The following is a 20,267-nucleotide window of genomic DNA, read 5'->3' on the forward strand; positions in this document are numbered from 1 at the left end:
ACTACACCTGCTTTTTTTGAAATTAAGCCCGCATTTCTTTATTAAAAGCTTTTAAAACATTAATTGTGATTACTGAAGTATCTGAAAAATAATCCCCTACATGCTGCTTGTGATCGGTAAAAGCAGCTACAACGTACCCTAAAATAAAAGGAAATCCTTTTAAAATAAAACGACAGACCGTTTCTCTGATAATAACAGTACCCCAAGAAAGCTCAGTTTCTGTTAAAGAAACTACTCGAATACCAAAAATCATTTTCCCGATGGTTTGCCCATGATTCAATTTGGTTAATAAAGTGAAATAGGCTAAATAAATGGCCAACGCCAAAAGACTAGAAAAACTTAAAAAACTATTTGATATTTTTACAGCAGCCACGCGATAAGCTAAACCAACTGTACCATTTGTAATTGCACTAACACATATTAAATCAATGCAATAGGCAAACAAACGAATCCAAAAACCAGCATAGAAATAGTTTGGAAAAAACTTTTTATTTTCAGTCTTTTCATGTAATAAAGGACGCCAAGTTTTCTGTTGCTTTTTAACTTCCTCTTTTGTAAAGCGTTCTTTACCTTCCGTTGTTTTAAATACTTTTGGCCCTTGTATTTTATCATTCATAAATTATTCACCTCCATAATAATAAAGAGGCTTTGGTGCTTGAGCATTTCCTAGTGATTCAAACAAATGCAACACTGTACTACTCTCGCTTGGCGCAAGTCCTTGCAATTTTGCTGCTTTACTACCTAACCAAGATGAATAAAAACCTGTATCGCCAACTGCATACTCGATTACTTGGGCGTTAATTAATTTTTGCTCTTTTTTTAAAGCTTTTAAAGCATCTTCTGGAAAACCAATTTCGTCAACTAAACCAATTGCTTTTGCTTGTGCACCATCGTAAATCCTACCGTCAGCAACTTTCCGAACCGCTTCTTCTGACATGCCACGTCCTTTGGCAACTACTTTGACAAAACGGTTATAAGCATTATTAACGTATGTTTGCAATACTTCTTTATCTTTTTCTGTTGGCTTCCGAGTGGTAGATCCCATGTCTTTTAAAGCACCACTTTTATAAGTTTCATCAGTAATCCCTAGTTTCTCCATCAATCCGCTATAATTTACTCCCGACATGATTACACCGATTGAACCGGTGACTGTTTCATCAGTAGCAAAAATTTTATTTGCAGCAGCCGAAATGTAATAGCCACCGCTTGCTGCCATATTTTTCATACTTACATAGACAGGGATATTTAATTTTTTAATTTTAGCAAATTCTTTGGCAATCTCAGCACTTTCATAAACTCCACCACCAGGTGAATTTACTTCTAATAAAATTCCTTTAATTGTTTTATCTGTTTGAATCTCTTTTAACTGCTCTAAAAAATCTTGGTGACTATACGTTGCCGTTGAGAAAATACCACCAGTACCGGTATCTGCAATTGTTCCATCAACCGTCAATTTGACGATTTGTTTTGACGCATCTCCTTCTTCTATTACCTTTTTTTCTAATTGGTTAGAGCCATATAATAACGCATTTATTCCAGCTAATGTTTTTTGAGTATCTTCTTCATTATGCGTGGCAACGCGAGAAGATATGGCTGAAAAAATAAACAATCCTACGGCAATAACAACTGCAATCCATCTTCTTTTATTCATTTTCTACTCCTTTTAACGCAATATTTAATACAAATTTTCAATGACAATAACTGTTTCTTCTTCCCCCGTAGCCTTTACTTTCTCTGCTTTTTCAGTTAAAGCAAAACCACCAAAATATTCTTTACTGACCGGATCTTGCACCTCAAAATAACGCGCTTTTTTTATTTCAATGCTTTCTGGGGAAATTTCTTGCAGGCTATCCCAGCCTGTATCTAAAAAAATCTTAGTTTCTTCCGTGATGCCAGCTGTGGTCTCTAACTTTGCAATAGCAGCTTTCAATTGCTTAAATGACATACAACGTACTGTATTTTCCATTTGGTCCTCCTTTTATTTCAGCTCGGTAAACTGTTAATCTAATTTCTCAGCTGAATTATGACGAGAAAAAAGTTTTTCTTTTTCATTGTAGCGAAAAGCTTACAAAAAAAACAGCGCTTAAATAAAAATTTGCAAAATCAGAAAAAAAAAAACGAGACACATATTTGAATATACAAAATTGGTTTACCGCCAAAAAAGACTATACCAATTATAAATAAGAAAATTATCATTGACAAAAACCACGATAAATAATATCATTTTGGATGTCTTGGTAATTAGACCAATAAAAAATAAATCTATACCAATTAATGTTTATCTTTTACCTGAATGTGACATCAAACGAATAAACAGATAAAAAGAAAACAAGTCTAAAATAAGAAAGAGGTTTTATACATGTGTGGAATCGTCGGTGTCGTTGGAAAAAACGACGCAACAAAAATTATCTTAAACGGCTTAAAACGTTTAGAATATAGAGGATATGATTCAGCTGGTATCTATGTTGCCGGGAGTAGCAATCATCTAGTAAAATCTATCGGTCCAATCAAAAATTTAGAAGAAAAGTTAACCCCTAGTATTAATGGCACTATGGGAATTGGACATACACGTTGGGCAACGCATGGCAAACCAACAGAATCAAATGCTCACCCACACACTAGTGAAAACGGTGAATTAATTTTGGTTCATAATGGTGTCATTGAAAACTACGATGCTTTACGCCAAAGCTATTTATCAGAAGATATATTCTATGGGCAAACTGACACTGAAATTGCAGTTCACCTAGTTGCGCTTTTTAAAAAACAAGGATTACAAACAAAAGCAGCCTTTAAAAAGGCACTAAGCTTAATAGAAGGTTCTTATGCCTTTGCTCTTGTAGATACAAACGACAGCGAAACAATTTATGTTGCAAAAAATAAAAGTCCTCTTTTGATTGGTTTAGGAGAGAACTTCAATGTATTATGTAGTGATGCTTTAGCAATGCTAGACCAAACGAGCCACTTCGTTGAATTAATGGACGGTGAAATGGTGACTTTAACTGCAACAGATGCTATCATTGAAAATCCTGCTGGTGAAGTTATCAAACGAGACTATTACGTTGCAGAACTTGATGCTAGCGATATTGAAAAAGGCACCTACCCTTATTACATGCTAAAAGAAATTGATGAACAGCCAGTTGTAATGCGTAAAATCGTACAAAAATATCAAACGATTGACGGTGAAATTGCCATTGACCAAGATTTATTAACAACCTTAAAAAGCAGTGATCGCGTTTATATTGTCGCTTGCGGGACAAGTAGTCATGCTGGGTGGGCATCTAAGAAATTTTTTGAAACTCTAACACACTTGCCAGTAGAAATTCATTTATCAAGTGAATTTGGCTACAATATGCCACTTTTATCCAAAAAACCATTTTTCATTTATTTAAGCCAGAGTGGTGAAACCGCCGACAGTCGTCAAGTTTTAGTCAAAACAAACGAATTAGGCCACCCTTCTTTAACTATTACAAATGTAGCTGGTTCTACCTTATCCCGCGAAGCAACTTATACTTTGCTATTACATGCTGGTCCAGAAATTGCCGTTGCTTCTACCAAAGCGTATACAGCACAAATCGCAGTCATGGCTGTCTTAGCAAAAGCTTTAGGTACGGAAAAAGGAATTGCAAATGCAGTTGAATTTGATCTATTTCACGAGCTTGGTTTAATTGCAACCGCAATGGAAACCATGATTAATGAAAAAGAACACTTGGAAGAATTAACGGCGAACTATTTAAGTGCTACTCGCAACGCTTTTTACATCGGCCGAGGTAATGATTACTATGTCTCCATGGAAGCCGCATTAAAATTAAAAGAAATCTCTTATATTCAAGCTGAAGGTTTCGCTGCCGGTGAATTGAAACACGGAACGATTGCACTGATTGAAGAAGGGACCCCAGTGATTGGAATCATTACAGATGCTGTTACCGGACAACATACAAGAGGGAATTTACAAGAAGTCAAAAGCCGCGGAGCCAATACACTTGTTATTTCAAGTGAAGGATTGGCTAAACCAGATGATCAAATTTTATTACCAACTGTTCATCCCTTATTAACAAGTTTACTAGCAGTAGTGCCAACCCAGTTAATAGCTTATTTTGCTACTTTACAAAGAGGATACGATGTTGATAAACCGCGAAACCTCGCTAAATCTGTCACCGTCGAATAAAATCAAACTATCGATTGAAGAGTCTGTAACAAATTTGTTACAGACTCTTTTTAACATTACGGTTTTCTTACGAGTTTTTGTCCTTGTTTCTAAGTAGTTGGCGAGTCTTCGTTTTATCTGGTTAAAATTTTAAAATTCGCTTTTTTTCCATTTTCAAGTTATCTTTAAACTAATCTGGAGGTGTTCTATGAAATTTTTATTACAAGATGTTCGAATGGAAACCAGCTTTTTGACAGAAAACAATTTTACTTATGGCACTGCTACTAAAAACGTTACGATCGCTGTTGAAAATGGGATTATTACAGACATTTTTGAAAAAAATCACGCAATCAATAGCTCGGGTTATACTATTGTCAATGGCCAAAATGCTCTAATTTTACCTCAATTGCGGGAAATGCATATCCATTTTGATAAAAGCAAATTAGGGCTACCTTGGTCACCCATCGAACCAGCAAAAAATCGTGTAGAACGTTTTACAAAAGAATTTTCGTATTTAGAAAAAGCGCCGTTAGATTTTTCCAACCGAATGAAAAATTTAATTAACTTGGAACTCGACTCTGGTGTTACTCATTTTCGTTCCCATATTGATATTCATCCTCTCGTTGGGCAACGATATTTAGAAGCTGCACAAGAAGTTTTAATAAATTACCAGGACAAACTTGACTATGAACTGGTTGCATTTCCGCAACATGGACTTATTCTTTCAAACGCTTATGGCGAAATGAAAAATGCCTTACAAAACGGCGCTAACCTCGTTGGGGGAGTCGATCCGATTAGTATTGATAACAATCTAGAGCAGTCATTAAATCAAACTTTTAATTTAGCAACAGAATTTGATGTTCCGATTGACTATCACCTTCACGAACGAGGTGACGCTGCTAGAAAAGCTTTTAATAAAATTGTAACTCTAACCGAGGAAACAAAATGGCAAGACAAGGTAACTATTAGCCACGCTTATGGTTTGCGTGATTTAGATTCTATGGAGCGTGCTGAATTACTTTCGCGTCTGGCAGATAATCAAATCACGATTATCTCTAGCATTCCACTTAACTTTGTTATCCCACCATTGACTGAATTAAAAAAAGCCGGTGTTAAAACACTTATCGGCTGTGATAACATTTATGATTGTTGGTCACCATTTGGTAATGGTGATGTAATTGATAAGCTGAATCGCTATGCAGAAATTTTTGACTTAACTTCACAAAAAGATCTAACTGAAAGTCTAGAATTAGTGACAGGTAAAAAAATAATCACGCCCAGTGGTTGGTTAAAAATTGGCATGCCTGCCAGCTTCACTTTGGTTAACGCCAGTTCTACTGCCGAATTTGTAGCACGTAAAGTGCCGGTTGCTGCTAGCTATTTTAAGGGAAATAAAGTGAAATGATACTTGTTGTATCCAAAATTACTCCGCCTTTATAAAACGGCACTTCTTTGATTCATAATAACCAGAGGAATTGAAATACAACATATTTTTTTGATAGTAACAGATATTAAAATTTAAAAAAAGATGAACGTCAAAATCACGGTACGCAACTTGACGTTCATCCTTATTTATTATGCACCAATTTCAGCTTGAACAACAGCTGCAATCTTATCAACATAGTAATTAACTAATTCATCAGTTGGTGCTTCGGCCATCACTCGCAATAATGGTTCTGTACCTGAAGGTCGGACTAAAATGCGTCCTTCACCATTCATTTCTTTTTCAGCTTCTTCAATAACTGCTTTAATCGCCGGAACTTCCATTGCTCCATTTTTGTTTGTAACGCGAATATTAACTAATTTTTGTGGATAAATCGTTACCTCCGCTGCTAATTCAGATAATTTTTTACCTGTTTCTTTGACAATACTTAATAATTGGATTCCAGAAAGCATACCATCACCTGTTGTATTGAAGTCCAAGAAAACCATATGGCCAGATTGCTCGCCACCAAAGTTATAATCATTTTTACGCATTTCTTCAACAACGTAGCGGTCCCCAACTTGTGTAATGACATCTTTTAGTCCAATTGCCTCTACTGCTTTATGAAAACCTAGATTACTCATTACCGTTGTCACAATTGTATCTTGTTTCAACCGTTTTTTAGCTGCTAAATATTTCGCACAAATGTACATAATTTTATCGCCATCAACAATATTTCCTAACTCGTCTACCGCGATGACACGATCGCCATCTCCATCAAAGGCAAGGCCAACGTCCGCACCTTTTTCAACAACAAAGGCCGCCAATTTTTCTGGATGCGTTGAACCGACACCGTCGTTAATATTCAAGCCGTTTGGTGATGTACCCATTGTATAAAAATCTGTTTCTAGATCAGCAAATAAACGATTCACACTTGTAGCTGTAGCTCCATTTGCAGCATCAATACAAACAGTTAGACCTGATAAATCTCCTGAAATAGTTTGCTCTAAAAATTGTGAGTATTTTAAAAGACCTTCTGGAAATTCTTCAACAGTTCCCAAGCCTTCTGCTGAAGGACGTGGTAATGTGTCTTGTGGGGCATCTAATAAAGCTTCAATCTCAGCCTCTTGATCATCGACCAACTTGAAACCATCACTCCCAAAAAATTTAATTCCATTATCTTCTGCAGGATTATGTGATGCTGAAATCATGACTCCTGCACTTGCTTTTTGAACACGAGTTAAATATGCAACACCTGGTGTAGAAATCACGCCAAGCGTAAAAACTTCGATTCCCACAGACAATAAGCCTGCAACAAGCGCGTTTTCTAATAATTGACCAGACATACGTGTATCACGGCCTACTAAAACCTTGGGGCGATGTTCGCTATCTTCATGTTGACTTAAAACATATCCGCCACAACGACCTAATTTAAATGCTAACTCTGGTGTCAATTCAACGTTTGCTACGCCCCGTACACCATCAGTACCAAAATATTTACCCATTTTTCTTACCTCACAAAATTGTTTTAGTTAATTTTATTCGTTTGCCGTTGAGTCAACAGCTGATTCGCTCGTTTCACGTGTCTCCGCCGTTGTTGACGACGGTGTTGTTTCCACAACGTTAGAAGTACTTGAAGATTGTCTACCAGAAGTAGTTTCAGTTTCCGTGTGCGTTGTGTTACGAATTGGAGTGATTTCCACTTTGACAGTTTTTGGCGCTGCAACAACGCCGTCTTCAGTTGGAACCACGACTTCCCTCGTTGTTTTTTCTGTAATATTCGTAATATCTACTGGTAATGCAATACTTTCAATTGCCTCTAGTTTTGATTGTGGTCCTCTTAATATTGTCGAAAGACTCTCTAACTTGAAATCGTAATGCGAAATACCATTTGGCAGTGTGCCTACTTGGGAAGCATATAGACTGACAATTTTTTCTGGCGCTTTTACTTTTACAACTACTTGAGCTTCTTGTGGATCTGAAATAATACTTAAGCGATTACCTTCTTTATCCAAAGCTTCAATGGTTGCATTTTCTTTGAAATCAGCACTAGCTGTTTTAGAAGGATCGACAGTTGCAACAACACGATCAATTTGCGCTAGAGTCTTTTCACCGGTTGTAATTTGAGCTTCTTCTGGAGTCACCGTTACGCTGTCCACAGAGAATCCTTCTCCTAAATTAGACGAGGAAACAACAGGGTGGATTTTAAAAGATTGTGTTACTTTTTTTTCAATTGTTACTGTAACTTTAGCAGGATTAATAGTATATCCCACTGCACTACTGCCGTTTTGGATACGTAATTTTACTTCATGAGTCCCCTCACCCAAACCCGTTAAATCACAAACTACACGAAAGCCACGTGTATCAGGATTAGCTTCGGCGTTTAATTGAATACGATTAGCGCTACTTAGTTTCACCGAAACATACGGATCAAAACCTAAGATGTAATATTTTTCTGAGTCATAAACAGGATGAATTTGTACTTTATTAACTGTTTCTTCAAAATTTTCCGGATTGGTGTTCAAAGTAGTTTGAACATTACGTCCATTGGCATTAAAAAACAAAATCAAGCTAAAAACCAACGCGATGAAGCCATACAAAAGATTGCTTTTACGACTTGAGTTCATTTCTTACCTCCTTTAGCGATACTTTCGATAAAGGATTGCAACTGATTTTTCTTTGTCTCTGTTTTTTCTTCTGGAATTAATTCTCTGTGTAAAATTTTCAAATATTCTTCTTGGGATAATTCTGATAACAGTTGATTGTTTAAGGTAATACTAACACCACCTGTTTCCTCTGAAACAACAACTGTAATCGCATCGCTCACTTCGCTAATTCCCACGGCAGCTCTGTGTCGCGTACCAAATTCTTTTGGAATTAACATGCTTTCTGATAATGGTAAATAAGCACATGAAACCGCAATTTTATCATTCCGAATAATTACCGCCCCATCATGTAGCGGGGTATTGGGAATAAAGATGTTAATTAAAAGTTCACCGGTAATATCTGCTTCTAGCGGGATCCCTGTTTCAATATATTCTTCTAAACCAGTATTTCTTTCAATCGTAATTAATGCACCGATTTTACGTTTTGACATATATTGAATTGCTTTATCTAGCGATGTAATCAACTGTTCACCTTCTTTTTGTTCTTGCTTTGTAGTTTTGAAGAATGTACTGCGTCCAAGATGTTCCAAGCCACGTCTTATTTCTGGCTGAAAAATGACAATGGCTGCAATTACCCCATAAGTAATAACTTGATCCATTAACCAGGATAAAGTGTGTAGACCAATTAACTCAGCTCCAAAACGAATTGCAATAAAAATTGCCACCCCTTTAAATAGCTGAATTGCTTTAGTTCCCCGGACAAGTTGAATCAACTTATAAACAATATACCAGACAACCAGAATATCCAAGATATTAACAAAAAAGTTCCAAGAAAAAATATCGACATTAAGCATTTGTTTCCAATAATCGATATTAAATAATTCTTGAATGCTAAATGACATAGGCAGACTCCCTTTACAATTGACTTACTTCAATAGTATAGCACAGCTTTCTTATCCTCTCACCTGCAAAACAATGGAAGTTACATTTTTTTCATAACCTCGTTTTATTTTAAATCCAGATTGGTCTACTTAAACACAATATTTCCCATTTTATTTACTTTTCGTTACACTAAATAAAAGGAAATATGAAAGGATGAGATAACTTGGATATTAGTATTATTAATGCAAATGAAACAAACACCGATGTTGGGATTATGATTGGCAATAAAAATGCAAAAAAAACAATAATCGAATTCATCAATTTGCGCTGTCCTTATTGCCGCCAGTGGTTTTTAGACCATGAAGATTTATTAAAACAAGAAGTGGCAAATGGTAATGTAAAACGCGTCATCAAACTTTATGATAAAGAAAAAGAAAGCTTGCAACGAGGCAATGTAATGCACCAATATATCACTAAAGGAGATGAGAAAAAAGCTTTAGCAGATATCAAAAAAATCTTTTTATCTCAAGATTCATGGGGGAATTTGTCATTAGATGCGGTAGCTGAGTTTGCTGAAAACAATTTAAAATTGGTTAATTATGCCGATGAACTAACTCAAAAAGCAATCCGCGATGAAGCAAAAAGAGCTAATATACAATTTGTCCCAACGATGATTATTGATAACCACATTTTTGATGAAAGTATCAGCGAAACCACATTATTGAATTACCTTCATTATTAAAGAATAAAAACCGAAGTTCATTTGTCTGTCACGTTATTTATTGGTGACAACATTGAGAACTTCGGTTTTTATTGTGAATTATTAATTATTCTTGGCAAAAAAGTCCAATGTGTAGCCAAAACACTAAATACAGCTTCCTTTATTCCAGAGCAAAAAATCTACAACAAATGACTTTATTCCATACATGTCATTTTTAAAATTAACTTACTTGTTCACGCAAGCGCTCAGCAAACTCATTAATTTTGCGAATACGGTGATTAATACCTGACTTTGAAATCGCACCAGAAGGAATCATTTCTCCAAGCTCCTTCAAACTAACTTCAGGATGCTCAAGTCGCAGTTCAGCAATTTCTTGCAATTTTTCAGGTAGAGCCTGCAAACCAACACGTTGCTCGATAAATTCAATATTTTCAATTTGCTTTGATGCTGCGTCAATCGTTTTATTCAAATTGGCCGTCTCGCAATTAACCAAACGATTAACTGAGTTGCGCATATCACGAACAATTCTCACATCTTCAAATTTCAACATAGAATTAGTAGCGCCAATCAATGTTAAAAAGTCGGCAATTTTTTCAGCTCCTTTTAAATACGAAATATAGCCATTGCGTCGATCTAAGGTACGTGCATTTAAGCCATAGTAATTGAGCATCTCACAAATATCTTGATTGTGTTCTTCATAAAGAGAGTAAATCTCCAAATGATAACGACTGGTTTCTGGATTATTTACAGAACCTGAGGCCATAAAAGCGCCTCGCAAATAAGAACGCATTTTTTGTGCATTTCCCATAATCTCATCTGATATATGCGTTTGAAACATAATGCCATCCATAATGGCGAGCTCATTTAAAACTTCTTGTGTTTTTTCTTTCAAACGAACGATATACACATTGTTCTTTTTTAATTTCATCTTACGTCGTACCAACAACTCACTTCGTACGCCAAAATGATCTTTTAATAGCGAATAAATTCGACGAGCAATCGCTGCATTTTCAGTTTGAATGTTCAAAACAAATTGATGATTACTTAAACTCACCGATCCATTCATTCTGATCAAAGCCGCCAATTCTGCTTTAGCATGTTCTCTATGAACTTCTAAAGTTGTTAATTCTTTTTTTACATCCGCAGCAAACGACATCTCAGTCACTCCTTTCCGCTAAAAATTTATTTGTCGTTATAAAGTAGTCCTTAATACAAAATACGTAATAGTTCTTCCACGACTTTTTCACCATCATGGAAGACGCCACCATCTCGCAACTGCAAAAAGTCTGCTGAGACAACTCGACAACCTTCTTGTCGTAAACTTTTAAAATCGTGCTTTACTTGTACTAAATATTCATCATAAACTTCAGGATCCATATAACCTTCTGGTACTTTTTCAGTATTCACTAAAACAGTGTCTACAAACGGTTTTTTTAAATGTTGATGAAGGACTTGAACATGATTGGCATCTGTAAAATGTTCTGTTTCGCCTTTTTGTGTCATAATATTGCAAATATAAACAGTTTCAGCCTGCGTTTCCAACAACGCTTTGCCAATTTCTGAAATCATCAAATTCGGTAAAATACTCGTAAATAGACTACCTGGTCCTAAAACAATCATATCGGCCTCCATGATGGAAGAGACCACTTTTCGTGCAGCTTTTGGTTCACTATCTCCATCTTGATTACGAACAAAAACATGATCAATAGTTTTACGATCAAGCGCAATTTTTGATTCTCCAATTGCTTCTGTTCCATCTTTAAAAATGGCATGTAAAACTAACGGTTTTTCACTAGAAGGATAAATATTACCATCAACATGCATCATTTTTGTCAGCAACTGAATAGCTTCATAAGTGCTTCCTCGCATTTCAGACATCGCTGCAATGATTAAATTCCCTAAGGCATGGTTAGCTAAAAATTTATCACTTTTTTTGAAACGATATTGAAAAATATCTGCATAAAGTTTTGGCATATCAGATAACGCAACTAACACATTTCGCAAATCTCCAGGTGGTGACATAGCAATAGAATTACGAATTTCACCACTGCTACCGCCATCGTCAGCAACAGTAACAACTGCCGTAATATCAATTCCTTGGTTTCTTAACCCCCGTAAAATGACGGGCAATCCTGTTCCGCCACCTACTACGACAACTTTTGGTTTGCGAATTCGATATGTTTTCATTTTCATGAGCGATTCACCGTCTCTTTACGTTTATCCTTATCCCGATGCGTAATATTGACCTTATAATTTTTACTCAACGCTTGTCCGACTCTTTCAGTCAACGCAACCGAACGGTGTTGCCCACCAGTGCATCCAATTGCAATCGTCAAACTACTTTTTCCTTCTTTAACATAGCCCGGCATAATCGTTTCTAACAATTGATAAAATTGTTGATAAAACTGTTCTGTTTCAGGAAAAGACATCACGTAATCATAAACTGCTGGATCCTTACCCGTTAACGGCCGTAGTTCTGGAATATAATGCGGATTGGGTAAAAAACGAACATCCATTACAATATCAGCATCAATTGGCAAACCATATTTAAACCCAAAGGAAATCATTTCAACACGAAAACCACTTTCACTTGAAGTTTTGAATTCTTGATTTATCTTTTCTCTTAATTGACGCGGAGTTAAGTTTGTCGTATCCACTACAAAAGTCGCTTTTGTTTTTAAATCTTCTAAAATGGCGCGTTCTTTTCTTATACCTTCAGTAATCAAACCCTCCATGGCTAATGGATGAACACGTCTCGTTTCTTTATAACGGGATACTAGTTCTTCATCAGAAGCATCTAAGAATAATACCTGTGTGTCGATAAAATTAGTATTTTCGATATCTACTAACATTTCTTGAATTTCTTCAAAAAAAGAACGCGAGCGTAAGTCAACTACCAATGCAATTTTCGTTACTTTACCTGATTCTTTAATGAGTTCCCAAAATTTAGGAATTAAAGACGGAGGCATATTATCGATACAAAAATACCCCATATCTTCAAAACTTTGAATTGCAACTGTTTTGCCTGCACCACTCATACCAGTGATAATGACTAGTTTTAAGTTGTCTTGCATATTAAAAACTCCCCTCATAGTTAAATCGCCGTTTCAAAGAAACGACGATTCCTCATAAACATTATAACATTCCGGGCGTATCATTAGCAATGAAATTACCCAAGAAATCGTAATGCTCACCACTCAACCTTAAACTTTTATTTATATATGTATTGTAGGTTTTAAAGCGCTAAATTTTTAGTAAGTAAAAAAGCGACCATTTCCTATGAATGGTCTGCTTTTTTACGGTCTGATAAGGCTCGTTCGATGGTTCGATCCACCAAAATTGATTGTGCATCCACGACATTGTACTTATGACCAGTAGCAAACTCTTCCATTAAAGATAGTTCAGTACAACCTAAAACAGCACTGGCACAACCGCATTTTTCAATCGCTTCAGCTAATATTTCGTAATACAAGTCTTTGTTTAAAAAGTCATTTTCTTTAATATCACGATAAATTAAGTCATTCACTTTTTGTTGTAATTGGGTTTTTGGCAACATTACCTCAAAGCCGACTTTTTCCAATTCTCGTTGATAAACCCCAGCTTTCACGCTGCCTTCTGTTCCCAAAAAAGCAACTTTACCGCCATTTTGACGATGACTCATCTCAATAGCAGCTTCTCTTGGCATGTGTAAAATCGGAATCTTAGTTGCCTCTTGTAGCGTTTCAAAAAAGTAATGCGCTGTATTACAAGTCAAGACAATAAAATTTGGTTTTAGTAAATTTTGTTTTGCAATATCATCCAATAAAAAAGGCAATGGATTTTCTGCAGTTTCGTCTAGAATATAAGCTGTACGATCAGGAACTGTCGCATGATTAAATAGAACATAATTTAAATAATCCTGATCTTTATGAGTAATAGTACGATGGTTTAAAAGTCTAACAAAACTTTCTGTCGCTTGTGTTCCCATTCCGCCTAAAATACTAAAAAAATTTTCCACGAAATTTAGCCTTCTTTCTCACTGAAGTATTTCTTAAAGCCGGTTACGTAATTGTGGAAAGCATATTTCATCAATACATAGCGACGAATAGATGAATCTTTTTCATAAAATAACGTCGTACCATAACGACCTTCTTTAATTAATTTTTCTGCATATTGCTTATCTGCATTATCCTTAGCGTATTTCCGAAAAACTTTTTTTGGTACACCTAACCAAACTTTTGCATTTGGATTCTCTTTCCGACCATATTCAGTTTCTCTAAAAACACTATTAAACACCAAATCTTCTGTCACATATTTAGCCAAATTAAATCCGCTTAAAGTGACAAAAAAACTACTACGGCCTTGTCGTAAGTTAATTTCAAATAATTTATATTGACCATCACGTCGATCATATTTCATATCAAAATTGGCAAAACCAACATAATCAATCTTTTCCAAAAAGTTTTTGATTGTTTGATAAATTTCATCATTTTCATCTGGCACAATCACAACATAGTTTCCTACAGCTGCAGGTGCAGGATCTTCTAATAGTGGGTGTCCCAAAAACATAAAGCGTGTATTCCCTTTTTGATCAACATACGCATTTAATACACGCATATTACTATCATCGCCAGGGATGAAATCTTGAGCAATCATTTCACTTTTATAACCAGCTTTATATAAACGATCTAAAATCGTATTGAATTCTGTCAAATTATCAATAATAAATGCTTTTTTACGACCTTCAAAATCCACCGATAACCATTCCACACTATTAGCCGGCTTCAAAGCGACTGGAAAATCAAAAGGCAAATCTTGATTTAATTTCCCCTCTACAACCATATCTTTTGTAATGATCAATGTCTTAGGATAAGGCAACTGATATTTTTCACAAATATCATAAAAACTAACTTTATTGATTAATTTTTCAAATAAAGAATAATCGTTGGCAGCAAAAACATAATAATCTTTGAGGTCCTCTTTGTGCTGGGATAACAATTCAGCATAGCCATCGCCACAGGCTACCAATAAATACTTTATGCTAGGATCATTATATTTAGATTTAGCCAATTCCAATAATTTTTCGCTAAAAACAGGATCTTGATCAAAACCTGCAATTACATGTACATCTACGATTTTACTATACTTTGTTGGTGCTAGCTGAAAAGAAGCATATGCCGTTGATTTCATACCATACTCTTCATAAAATGCTCTGGCCATACCATAAACATTCATATCACTACCTAATAATATGGGGACAAAAGGTTGTTGTTCCACTTTTTACCACACTCACTTCATGATTTACTTTAAATAATGTCAAAAACTTGCATTGATACAACATTCGTATCATACCATAAAGAAAAAGAGCAATCAAAAGCTATCTTCTGACTGCACTCTTTCTAAAAGAAATATTAGTGATTTATATTAGAACTTTCTTTAGGTAATGACCTGTATAACTTTCTTTTACTTTAGCAATTTGCTCTGGAGTTCCTTTGGCAATAATCATCCCTCCGCCATCACCGCCTTCTGGTCCAAGATCAATAACATGGTCGGCTGACTTAATGACATCTAAGTTATGTTCAATCACTAAAACCGTATTTCCTGCATCAGCTAACCGCTCCAAAACTTTTAACAAACGCGCGATATCATCAGTATGAAGCCCAGTAGTTGGTTCATCTAAAATGTAAAAACTTTTTCCATTGGAGTTTTTATGCAACTCACTGGCTAACTTCATCCGTTGTGCTTCTCCGCCAGATAATGTTGTTGCTGGTTGCCCTAAAGTAACATACCCTAATCCGACATCCACAATTGTTTGTAACTTGCGATGAATTTTGGGAATATGTTTAAAAAATTCCACGGCATCTTCAACTGTCATATCTAAAATTTCAGCAATGTTTTTTCCTTTGTAATGTACTTCTAAGGTTTCAGAATTATACCGTTTCCCATGACACACTTCACACGGAACATATACGTCTGGTAAAAAATGCATTTCAATTTTAATAATTCCATCGCCACGACAAGCTTCACAACGACCACCTTTTACGTTAAAGCTAAACCGCCCCTTTTTATAGCCTCTAATTTTTGCTTCATTGGTTTTAGCAAATAAATCACGAATATCATCAAAAACGCTTGTATAAGTAGCTGGGTTGCTACGAGGTGTACGACCAATTGGACTTTGATCGATATCAATTATTTTTTCAATTGACTCATAGCCGGTCATTTTTTTGAATTTTCCAGGCTTATTCGAATTGCGGTTAATTTTTTGTGCCAATGCCTTTTTCAAGATTTCATTCACTAACGTTGACTTTCCAGAACCAGAAACACCAGTGACTGCGATAAATTTGCCTAAAGGAAACTCTACATTCACATTTTTTAAATTATTTTCTGCCGCGCCGGTGATTTTTAATTTATTTCCATTGCCCTTCCGACGTTTTTCAGGAACTGGAATAACCTTCTTACCTGACAGATACTGTCCGGTAATAGAATCAGGATTAGCTGCGACCTCATCTGGTGTACCAGCAGCTACAATTTCGCCACCTTGTGCACCCGCACCAGGTCCCACATCAATTAAATAATCTGCAGCACGCATAGTGTCTTCATCATGTTCTACGACAATTAAAGTATTACCCAAATCGCGCATTTTACGCAATGAATCGAGTAAACGATCGTTGTCTCGTTGGTGCAAGCCAATAGAAGGTTCATCTAAAATATATAATACACCAGATAAGTTTGATCCAATTTGTGTTGCTAAGCGAATCCGTTGCGCTTCCCCACCAGATAATGTTCCAGCGGCACGACTTAATGTTAAATAATCCAACCCGACATTTTGTAAAAAGTTCAAGCGATCACCGATTTCTTTTAAAATCGGTTTGGCAATCATTTGTTCTTGTTCTGTGAGTTTTACTGTTTCAAAAAAATTTAATGCTCCATGAATAGCCTTTTCGCTGACTTCACCGATATGAGTACCGTTAACTTGTACAGACAAAGCTTGCGGATTTAAGCGATAGCCATGACACGCTTCACAGGTAAGTTCTGTCATATAAAGTCGCATTTGATCGCGGGTAAAATCACTATTGGTTTCATGGTAACGTCGTTTAATATTTGTTAAAACACCCTCAAAGGGGACTTCTACATCACGGACACCACCAAAGTCATTTTCATAATGAAAATGAAATGTCTCACCATTTGAGCCCCGTAAGACAATTTGTTGTTGTTCTTCAGGGAGTTTTTCAAAAGGTGTATCCAAATCGATTCCAAAACTATCACAGGCTTGTGCTAACATTTCTGGATAATATTGTGAACTGATTGGATTCCAGGGAATAATTGCGCCTTCTCTTAACGTTTTGCTTTGATCAGGAATTACTAAATCCAAATCTACTTCTAATTTAATTCCTAATCCATCACACTCAGGGCATGCTCCAAAAGGTGCATTAAAAGAAAACAGACGCGGTTCTAATTCTCCTACAGTAAAACCACAATAAGGGCAAGAATAGTGTTCACTAAACAACTTTTCTTCCTGACCGATTACATCCACCACAGCATACCCTTTTGCTAAATGCAGCGCAGCTTCAAATGAATCAAATAGACGGGAACGAATGCCATCTTTTACAACAATTCGGTCAATTACGATCGCAATTTCATGCTTCAAATTCTTTTCTAATTCGGGCACTTCACTGATGTCATAAATTTCACCATCTACACGCACGCGAACATATCCCTCTTTTTGAATCAATTCAAAAACTTTTTTGTGTTGTCCTTTTTTTTGATAGACAACCGGTGCTAAAATTTGAATCTTCGTGCGCTCTGGTAAAGTTAAGACTTCGTCTACCATTTGCTCGACCGATTGACTCGTAATTTCAATATGATCATTGGGACAAATTGGGTGTCCGACACGAGCATACAATAAACGCAAATAATCATTAATTTCTGTAACAGTCCCCACTGTAGAGCGGGGATTTTTACTTGTTGTTTTTTGATCGATAGAAATAGCCGGACTCAGCCCATCAATGCTATCAACATCTGGCTTGTCCATTTGCCCTAAAAATTGTCTTGCATAAGCAGACAAACTTTCGACATAACGTCTTTGCCCTTCAGCATATAATGTATCAAAGGCAAGTGAACTTTTCCCCGAACCAGACAGCCCGGTCACTACGACAAGTTCATCCCGAGGGATTGTAACATCAATATTTTTTAAATTATGGGCTCTGGCGCCATGAATTATAATTTTATCATTTGCCATATTTTTACTCCTTAATGAGATAAAAAGCGCCAAAAGACGCTCCAATCTCAATTTATTCTGTTGCTTTCAATTCTAAAATAGTATCCCGTAAAGTCGCTGCTGTCTCGAAATCTAACGCTTTAGCAGCATCTTTCATTTCTTTTTCCAACTTAATTAACAAGATATCTTTTTCTTCTTTAGTTAATTCATCGTAATTTGCCAAAGTAACCTCTTCACCGGCAGCATCACTAGCTTTGGTGATGGCAATTAGATCACGAATCTCTTTAATAATTGTCTTAGGTACAATACCGTGATCTTTGTTATATTTTTCCTGAATACTCCGACGGCGAGCAGTTTCGTTCATCGCTTTTTGCATAGAGTCGGTGATTTTATCCGCATACATAATAACTTTACCCTCGGAATTACGGGCGGCACGGCCAATTGTCTGTACTAAAGAACGCTCACTTCTTAAAAATCCCTCTTTGTCGGCATCTAAAATGGCAACTAAAGACACTTCTGGTACGTCTAAACCTTCTCGTAATAGGTTAATCCCTACTAACACATCAAATTTACCCAAACGTAAATCTCGAATAATTTCTGTCCGCTCCAATGTTTTAATATCACTGTGAAGGTACTTAACTTTAATCCCAAGTTCTTTAAAATAGTCCGTTAAGTCTTCTGACATTTTCTTTGTCAGCGTTGTAACAAAGACCCGTTCATCTTTGGCAGAACGTTCATTAATCTCTCCAACTAAATCGTCAATCTGTCCCATAATTGGTCTAACTTCAATCAACGGATCCAACAACCCAGTCGGACGAATAATTTGTTGTACTACTGTATCTGTTTGCTCCTCTTCATATGGACCCGGTGTAGCTGATACATAAATAATCTGATTAACATGTTCTTCAAATTCTTCTAGTCGAAGGGGACGATTGTCTAAAGCAGAAGGTAGGCGAAAACCATAATCTACCAGCATTTGTTTGCGTGCTCTATCCCCATTATACATTCCGCGGATTTGTGGCATAGTCACGTGGGATTCATCGATAACAATCAGAAAGTCATCTGGAAAAAAGTCAATTAAAGTATAAGGTGGCTCCCCTTCTTTACGACCGTCTAAATGTCGTGAATAGTTTTCAATTCCAGAAGTATAACCCATTTCTCGTAACATTTCGATGTCATAATTCGTTCGCTGTTCCAATCGCTGTGCTTCTAGTAATTGATTATTCTCTCTTAAAACTTTTAATCTTAAGTCCAATTCTTTTTGGATTGAAGCAATCGCTGTCTCTAAATGATCGTCATTGGTGACAAAGTGTGTTGCCGGAAAAATAGAAACATGTTCTGTCTCTGCTATTATTTCACCAGTTAGTGCATCAACTTCGCGAATTCGATCAATTTCATCACCAAAAAACTCGATCCGTAATGCCCGTTCGTCTCTTGAAGCAGGGAAAATCTCTACCACGTCACCTCGAACCCGAAAGCGACCGCGTTGAAAATCAATATCATTACGCTCAAATTGGATCTCTACTAAATCTCTCAACAGCTGATCTCGGCTAATCTGCATTCCCACTCGCAAAGAAACAACTTGTTTTTGATACTCCATGGGTGAGCCTAAACCAAAAATACATGAAACAGAAGCTACTACCACAACATCATTACGTTCCAAAAGGGCACTCGTTGCGGAATGGCGTAATTTATCAATCTCGTCATTAATACTTGAATCTTTTTCGATATAAGTGTCAGAAGATGGAACATAAGCCTCTGGTTGGTAGTAATCATAGTAACTAACGAAGTACTCAACAGCATTATCAGGAAAAAATTCTTTAAACTCCCCATATAACTGACCTGCTAAAGTTTTGTTATGGGCAATAATTAAAGTCGGTTTATTAACCTCTTTAATAACATTTGAAATAGTATACGTTTTCCCAGTACCGGTAGCACCCAACAATACTTGCGCTTTTTTTCCCGCATTAACACCTGCTACTAGTTGGCTAATCGCTTCTGGTTGATCACCGGCCGGCTCATATTTTGAAACCAAGTTAAATTGATTGGAGGTTACTCGATCAATCATTCACATCTTCCTCCTTAAAAATATTTTATTCCTACAAAAATTGTATTCTTTTCCTACATAAAAGAAAATAAATACGCATTTTATCCACGAAATATTTTACCATACCGAACATATTTTCGCTAGTTTTCTGCCACCTTTGAATCTTTTCTTAATGTTACTTTTCGTGACATGGGTTGTAACTTTTTTGAGACTTTTTTTCTCATAATTAGCAAAAAACATTGTTAAC

Annotated in this window: 16 protein-coding genes; 3 read left to right on the forward strand and 13 right to left on the reverse strand. The window is 36.2% G+C overall.

What is annotated here, in order from left to right; all coding sequences use genetic code 11:
• Nucleotides 1–22 precede the first annotated feature (22 nt).
• From EsVE80_RS06830 to EsVE80_RS06840, 3 genes are read right to left on the reverse strand one after another with little or no spacing between them, the layout of a single operon-like run.
• A complete protein-coding gene (locus tag EsVE80_RS06830) occupies nt 23–616 on the reverse strand; it encodes an RDD family protein (protein ID WP_173103049.1) in 594 nt (197 codons plus the stop codon).
• 3 nt (nt 617–619) lie between these two features.
• Entirely contained in the window at nt 620–1,651 is a 1,032-nt protein-coding gene (sppA, locus tag EsVE80_RS06835; protein ID WP_173103050.1) for a signal peptide peptidase SppA, read from the reverse strand.
• 24 nt (nt 1,652–1,675) lie between these two features.
• On the reverse strand, nt 1,676–1,966 hold the full coding sequence (locus tag EsVE80_RS06840) for a hypothetical protein (RefSeq protein WP_173103051.1): 291 nt from the start codon (nt 1,964–1,966) through the stop codon (nt 1,676–1,678).
• A 393-nt stretch (nt 1,967–2,359) separates the two neighbouring features.
• Between EsVE80_RS06840 and glmS the strand changes: the two genes are divergently transcribed.
• The gene (glmS, locus tag EsVE80_RS06845; RefSeq protein WP_173103052.1) at nt 2,360–4,165 is read left to right on the forward strand and encodes a glutamine--fructose-6-phosphate transaminase (isomerizing); all 1,806 of its coding nucleotides are present in this window, start codon (nt 2,360–2,362) and stop codon (nt 4,163–4,165) included.
• A gap of 187 nt (nt 4,166–4,352) precedes the next feature.
• Nucleotides 4,353–5,549, forward strand: a complete 1,197-nt coding sequence (locus EsVE80_RS06850; RefSeq protein WP_173103053.1) for an amidohydrolase family protein — start codon at nt 4,353–4,355, stop codon at nt 5,547–5,549.
• A 170-nt stretch (nt 5,550–5,719) separates the two neighbouring features.
• Here the strand turns inward: EsVE80_RS06850 and glmM are convergent, their stop codons facing one another.
• Genes glmM through cdaA form a run of 3 tightly spaced genes read right to left on the reverse strand, consistent with a single transcriptional unit; the run spans nt 5,720 to nt 9,075 of the window.
• Nucleotides 5,720–7,072 (reverse strand): phosphoglucosamine mutase, encoded by a 1,353-nt coding sequence (gene glmM / locus EsVE80_RS06855; RefSeq protein WP_173103054.1) that lies wholly within the window; start codon nt 7,070–7,072, stop codon nt 5,720–5,722.
• A 33-nt stretch (nt 7,073–7,105) separates the two neighbouring features.
• Nucleotides 7,106–8,194: a CdaR family protein gene (locus EsVE80_RS06860; RefSeq protein WP_173103055.1), complete on the reverse strand. Its 1,089-nt coding sequence runs from the start codon at nt 8,192–8,194 to the stop codon at nt 7,106–7,108.
• Nucleotides 8,191–9,075 carry a diadenylate cyclase CdaA gene (cdaA, locus tag EsVE80_RS06865; protein WP_173103056.1) on the reverse strand — a complete coding sequence of 295 codons (885 nt, stop codon included), beginning with the start codon at nt 9,073–9,075 and terminating at the stop codon, nt 8,191–8,193. Before cdaA ends, EsVE80_RS06860 begins: the two co-directional genes overlap by 4 nt.
• 203 nt (nt 9,076–9,278) lie before the next feature.
• Between cdaA and EsVE80_RS06870 the strand changes: the two genes are divergently transcribed.
• Nucleotides 9,279–9,797 carry a DsbA family protein gene (locus EsVE80_RS06870; RefSeq protein WP_173103057.1) on the forward strand — a complete coding sequence of 173 codons (519 nt, stop codon included), beginning with the start codon at nt 9,279–9,281 and terminating at the stop codon, nt 9,795–9,797.
• Between the two features lie 199 nt (nt 9,798–9,996).
• On the opposite strand, the gene whiA is transcribed toward EsVE80_RS06870, so the two are convergent.
• The 7 genes from whiA to uvrB all read right to left on the reverse strand — a co-directional run bounded on the left by whiA (nt 9,997) and on the right by uvrB (nt 20,041).
• Nucleotides 9,997–10,932 (reverse strand): DNA-binding protein WhiA, encoded by a 936-nt coding sequence (gene whiA / locus EsVE80_RS06875; RefSeq protein WP_173103058.1) that lies wholly within the window; start codon nt 10,930–10,932, stop codon nt 9,997–9,999.
• 50 nt (nt 10,933–10,982) lie between these two features.
• Nucleotides 10,983–11,969, reverse strand: a complete 987-nt coding sequence (locus EsVE80_RS06880) for a gluconeogenesis factor YvcK family protein (protein ID WP_173103059.1) — start codon at nt 11,967–11,969, stop codon at nt 10,983–10,985.
• Nucleotides 11,966–12,850, reverse strand: coding sequence for an RNase adapter RapZ (rapZ, locus tag EsVE80_RS06885; RefSeq protein ID WP_173103060.1), 885 nt, complete (start codon nt 12,848–12,850; stop codon nt 11,966–11,968). Before rapZ ends, EsVE80_RS06880 begins: the two co-directional genes overlap by 4 nt.
• A 203-nt stretch (nt 12,851–13,053) precedes the next feature.
• Entirely contained in the window at nt 13,054–13,773 is a 720-nt protein-coding gene (locus EsVE80_RS06890; protein ID WP_173103061.1) for an amino acid racemase, read from the reverse strand.
• 5 nt (nt 13,774–13,778) lie between these two features.
• Complete coding sequence (locus EsVE80_RS06895) at nt 13,779–14,990, reverse strand: carboxylate--amine ligase (protein ID WP_173104146.1); 1,212 nt, start codon at nt 14,988–14,990, stop codon at nt 13,779–13,781.
• 184 nt (nt 14,991–15,174) lie between these two features.
• Nucleotides 15,175–17,994, reverse strand: a complete 2,820-nt coding sequence (gene uvrA, locus EsVE80_RS06900) for an excinuclease ABC subunit UvrA (RefSeq protein ID WP_173103062.1) — start codon at nt 17,992–17,994, stop codon at nt 15,175–15,177.
• Between the two features lie 52 nt (nt 17,995–18,046).
• On the reverse strand, nt 18,047–20,041 hold the full coding sequence (uvrB, locus tag EsVE80_RS06905) for an excinuclease ABC subunit UvrB (RefSeq protein WP_173103063.1): 1,995 nt from the start codon (nt 20,039–20,041) through the stop codon (nt 18,047–18,049).
• Nucleotides 20,042–20,267: the final 226 nt, after the last annotated feature.

The organism is Enterococcus saigonensis (assembly GCF_011397115.1).
In the GTDB taxonomy this organism is placed as follows: domain Bacteria; phylum Bacillota; class Bacilli; order Lactobacillales; family Enterococcaceae; genus Enterococcus_C; species Enterococcus_C saigonensis.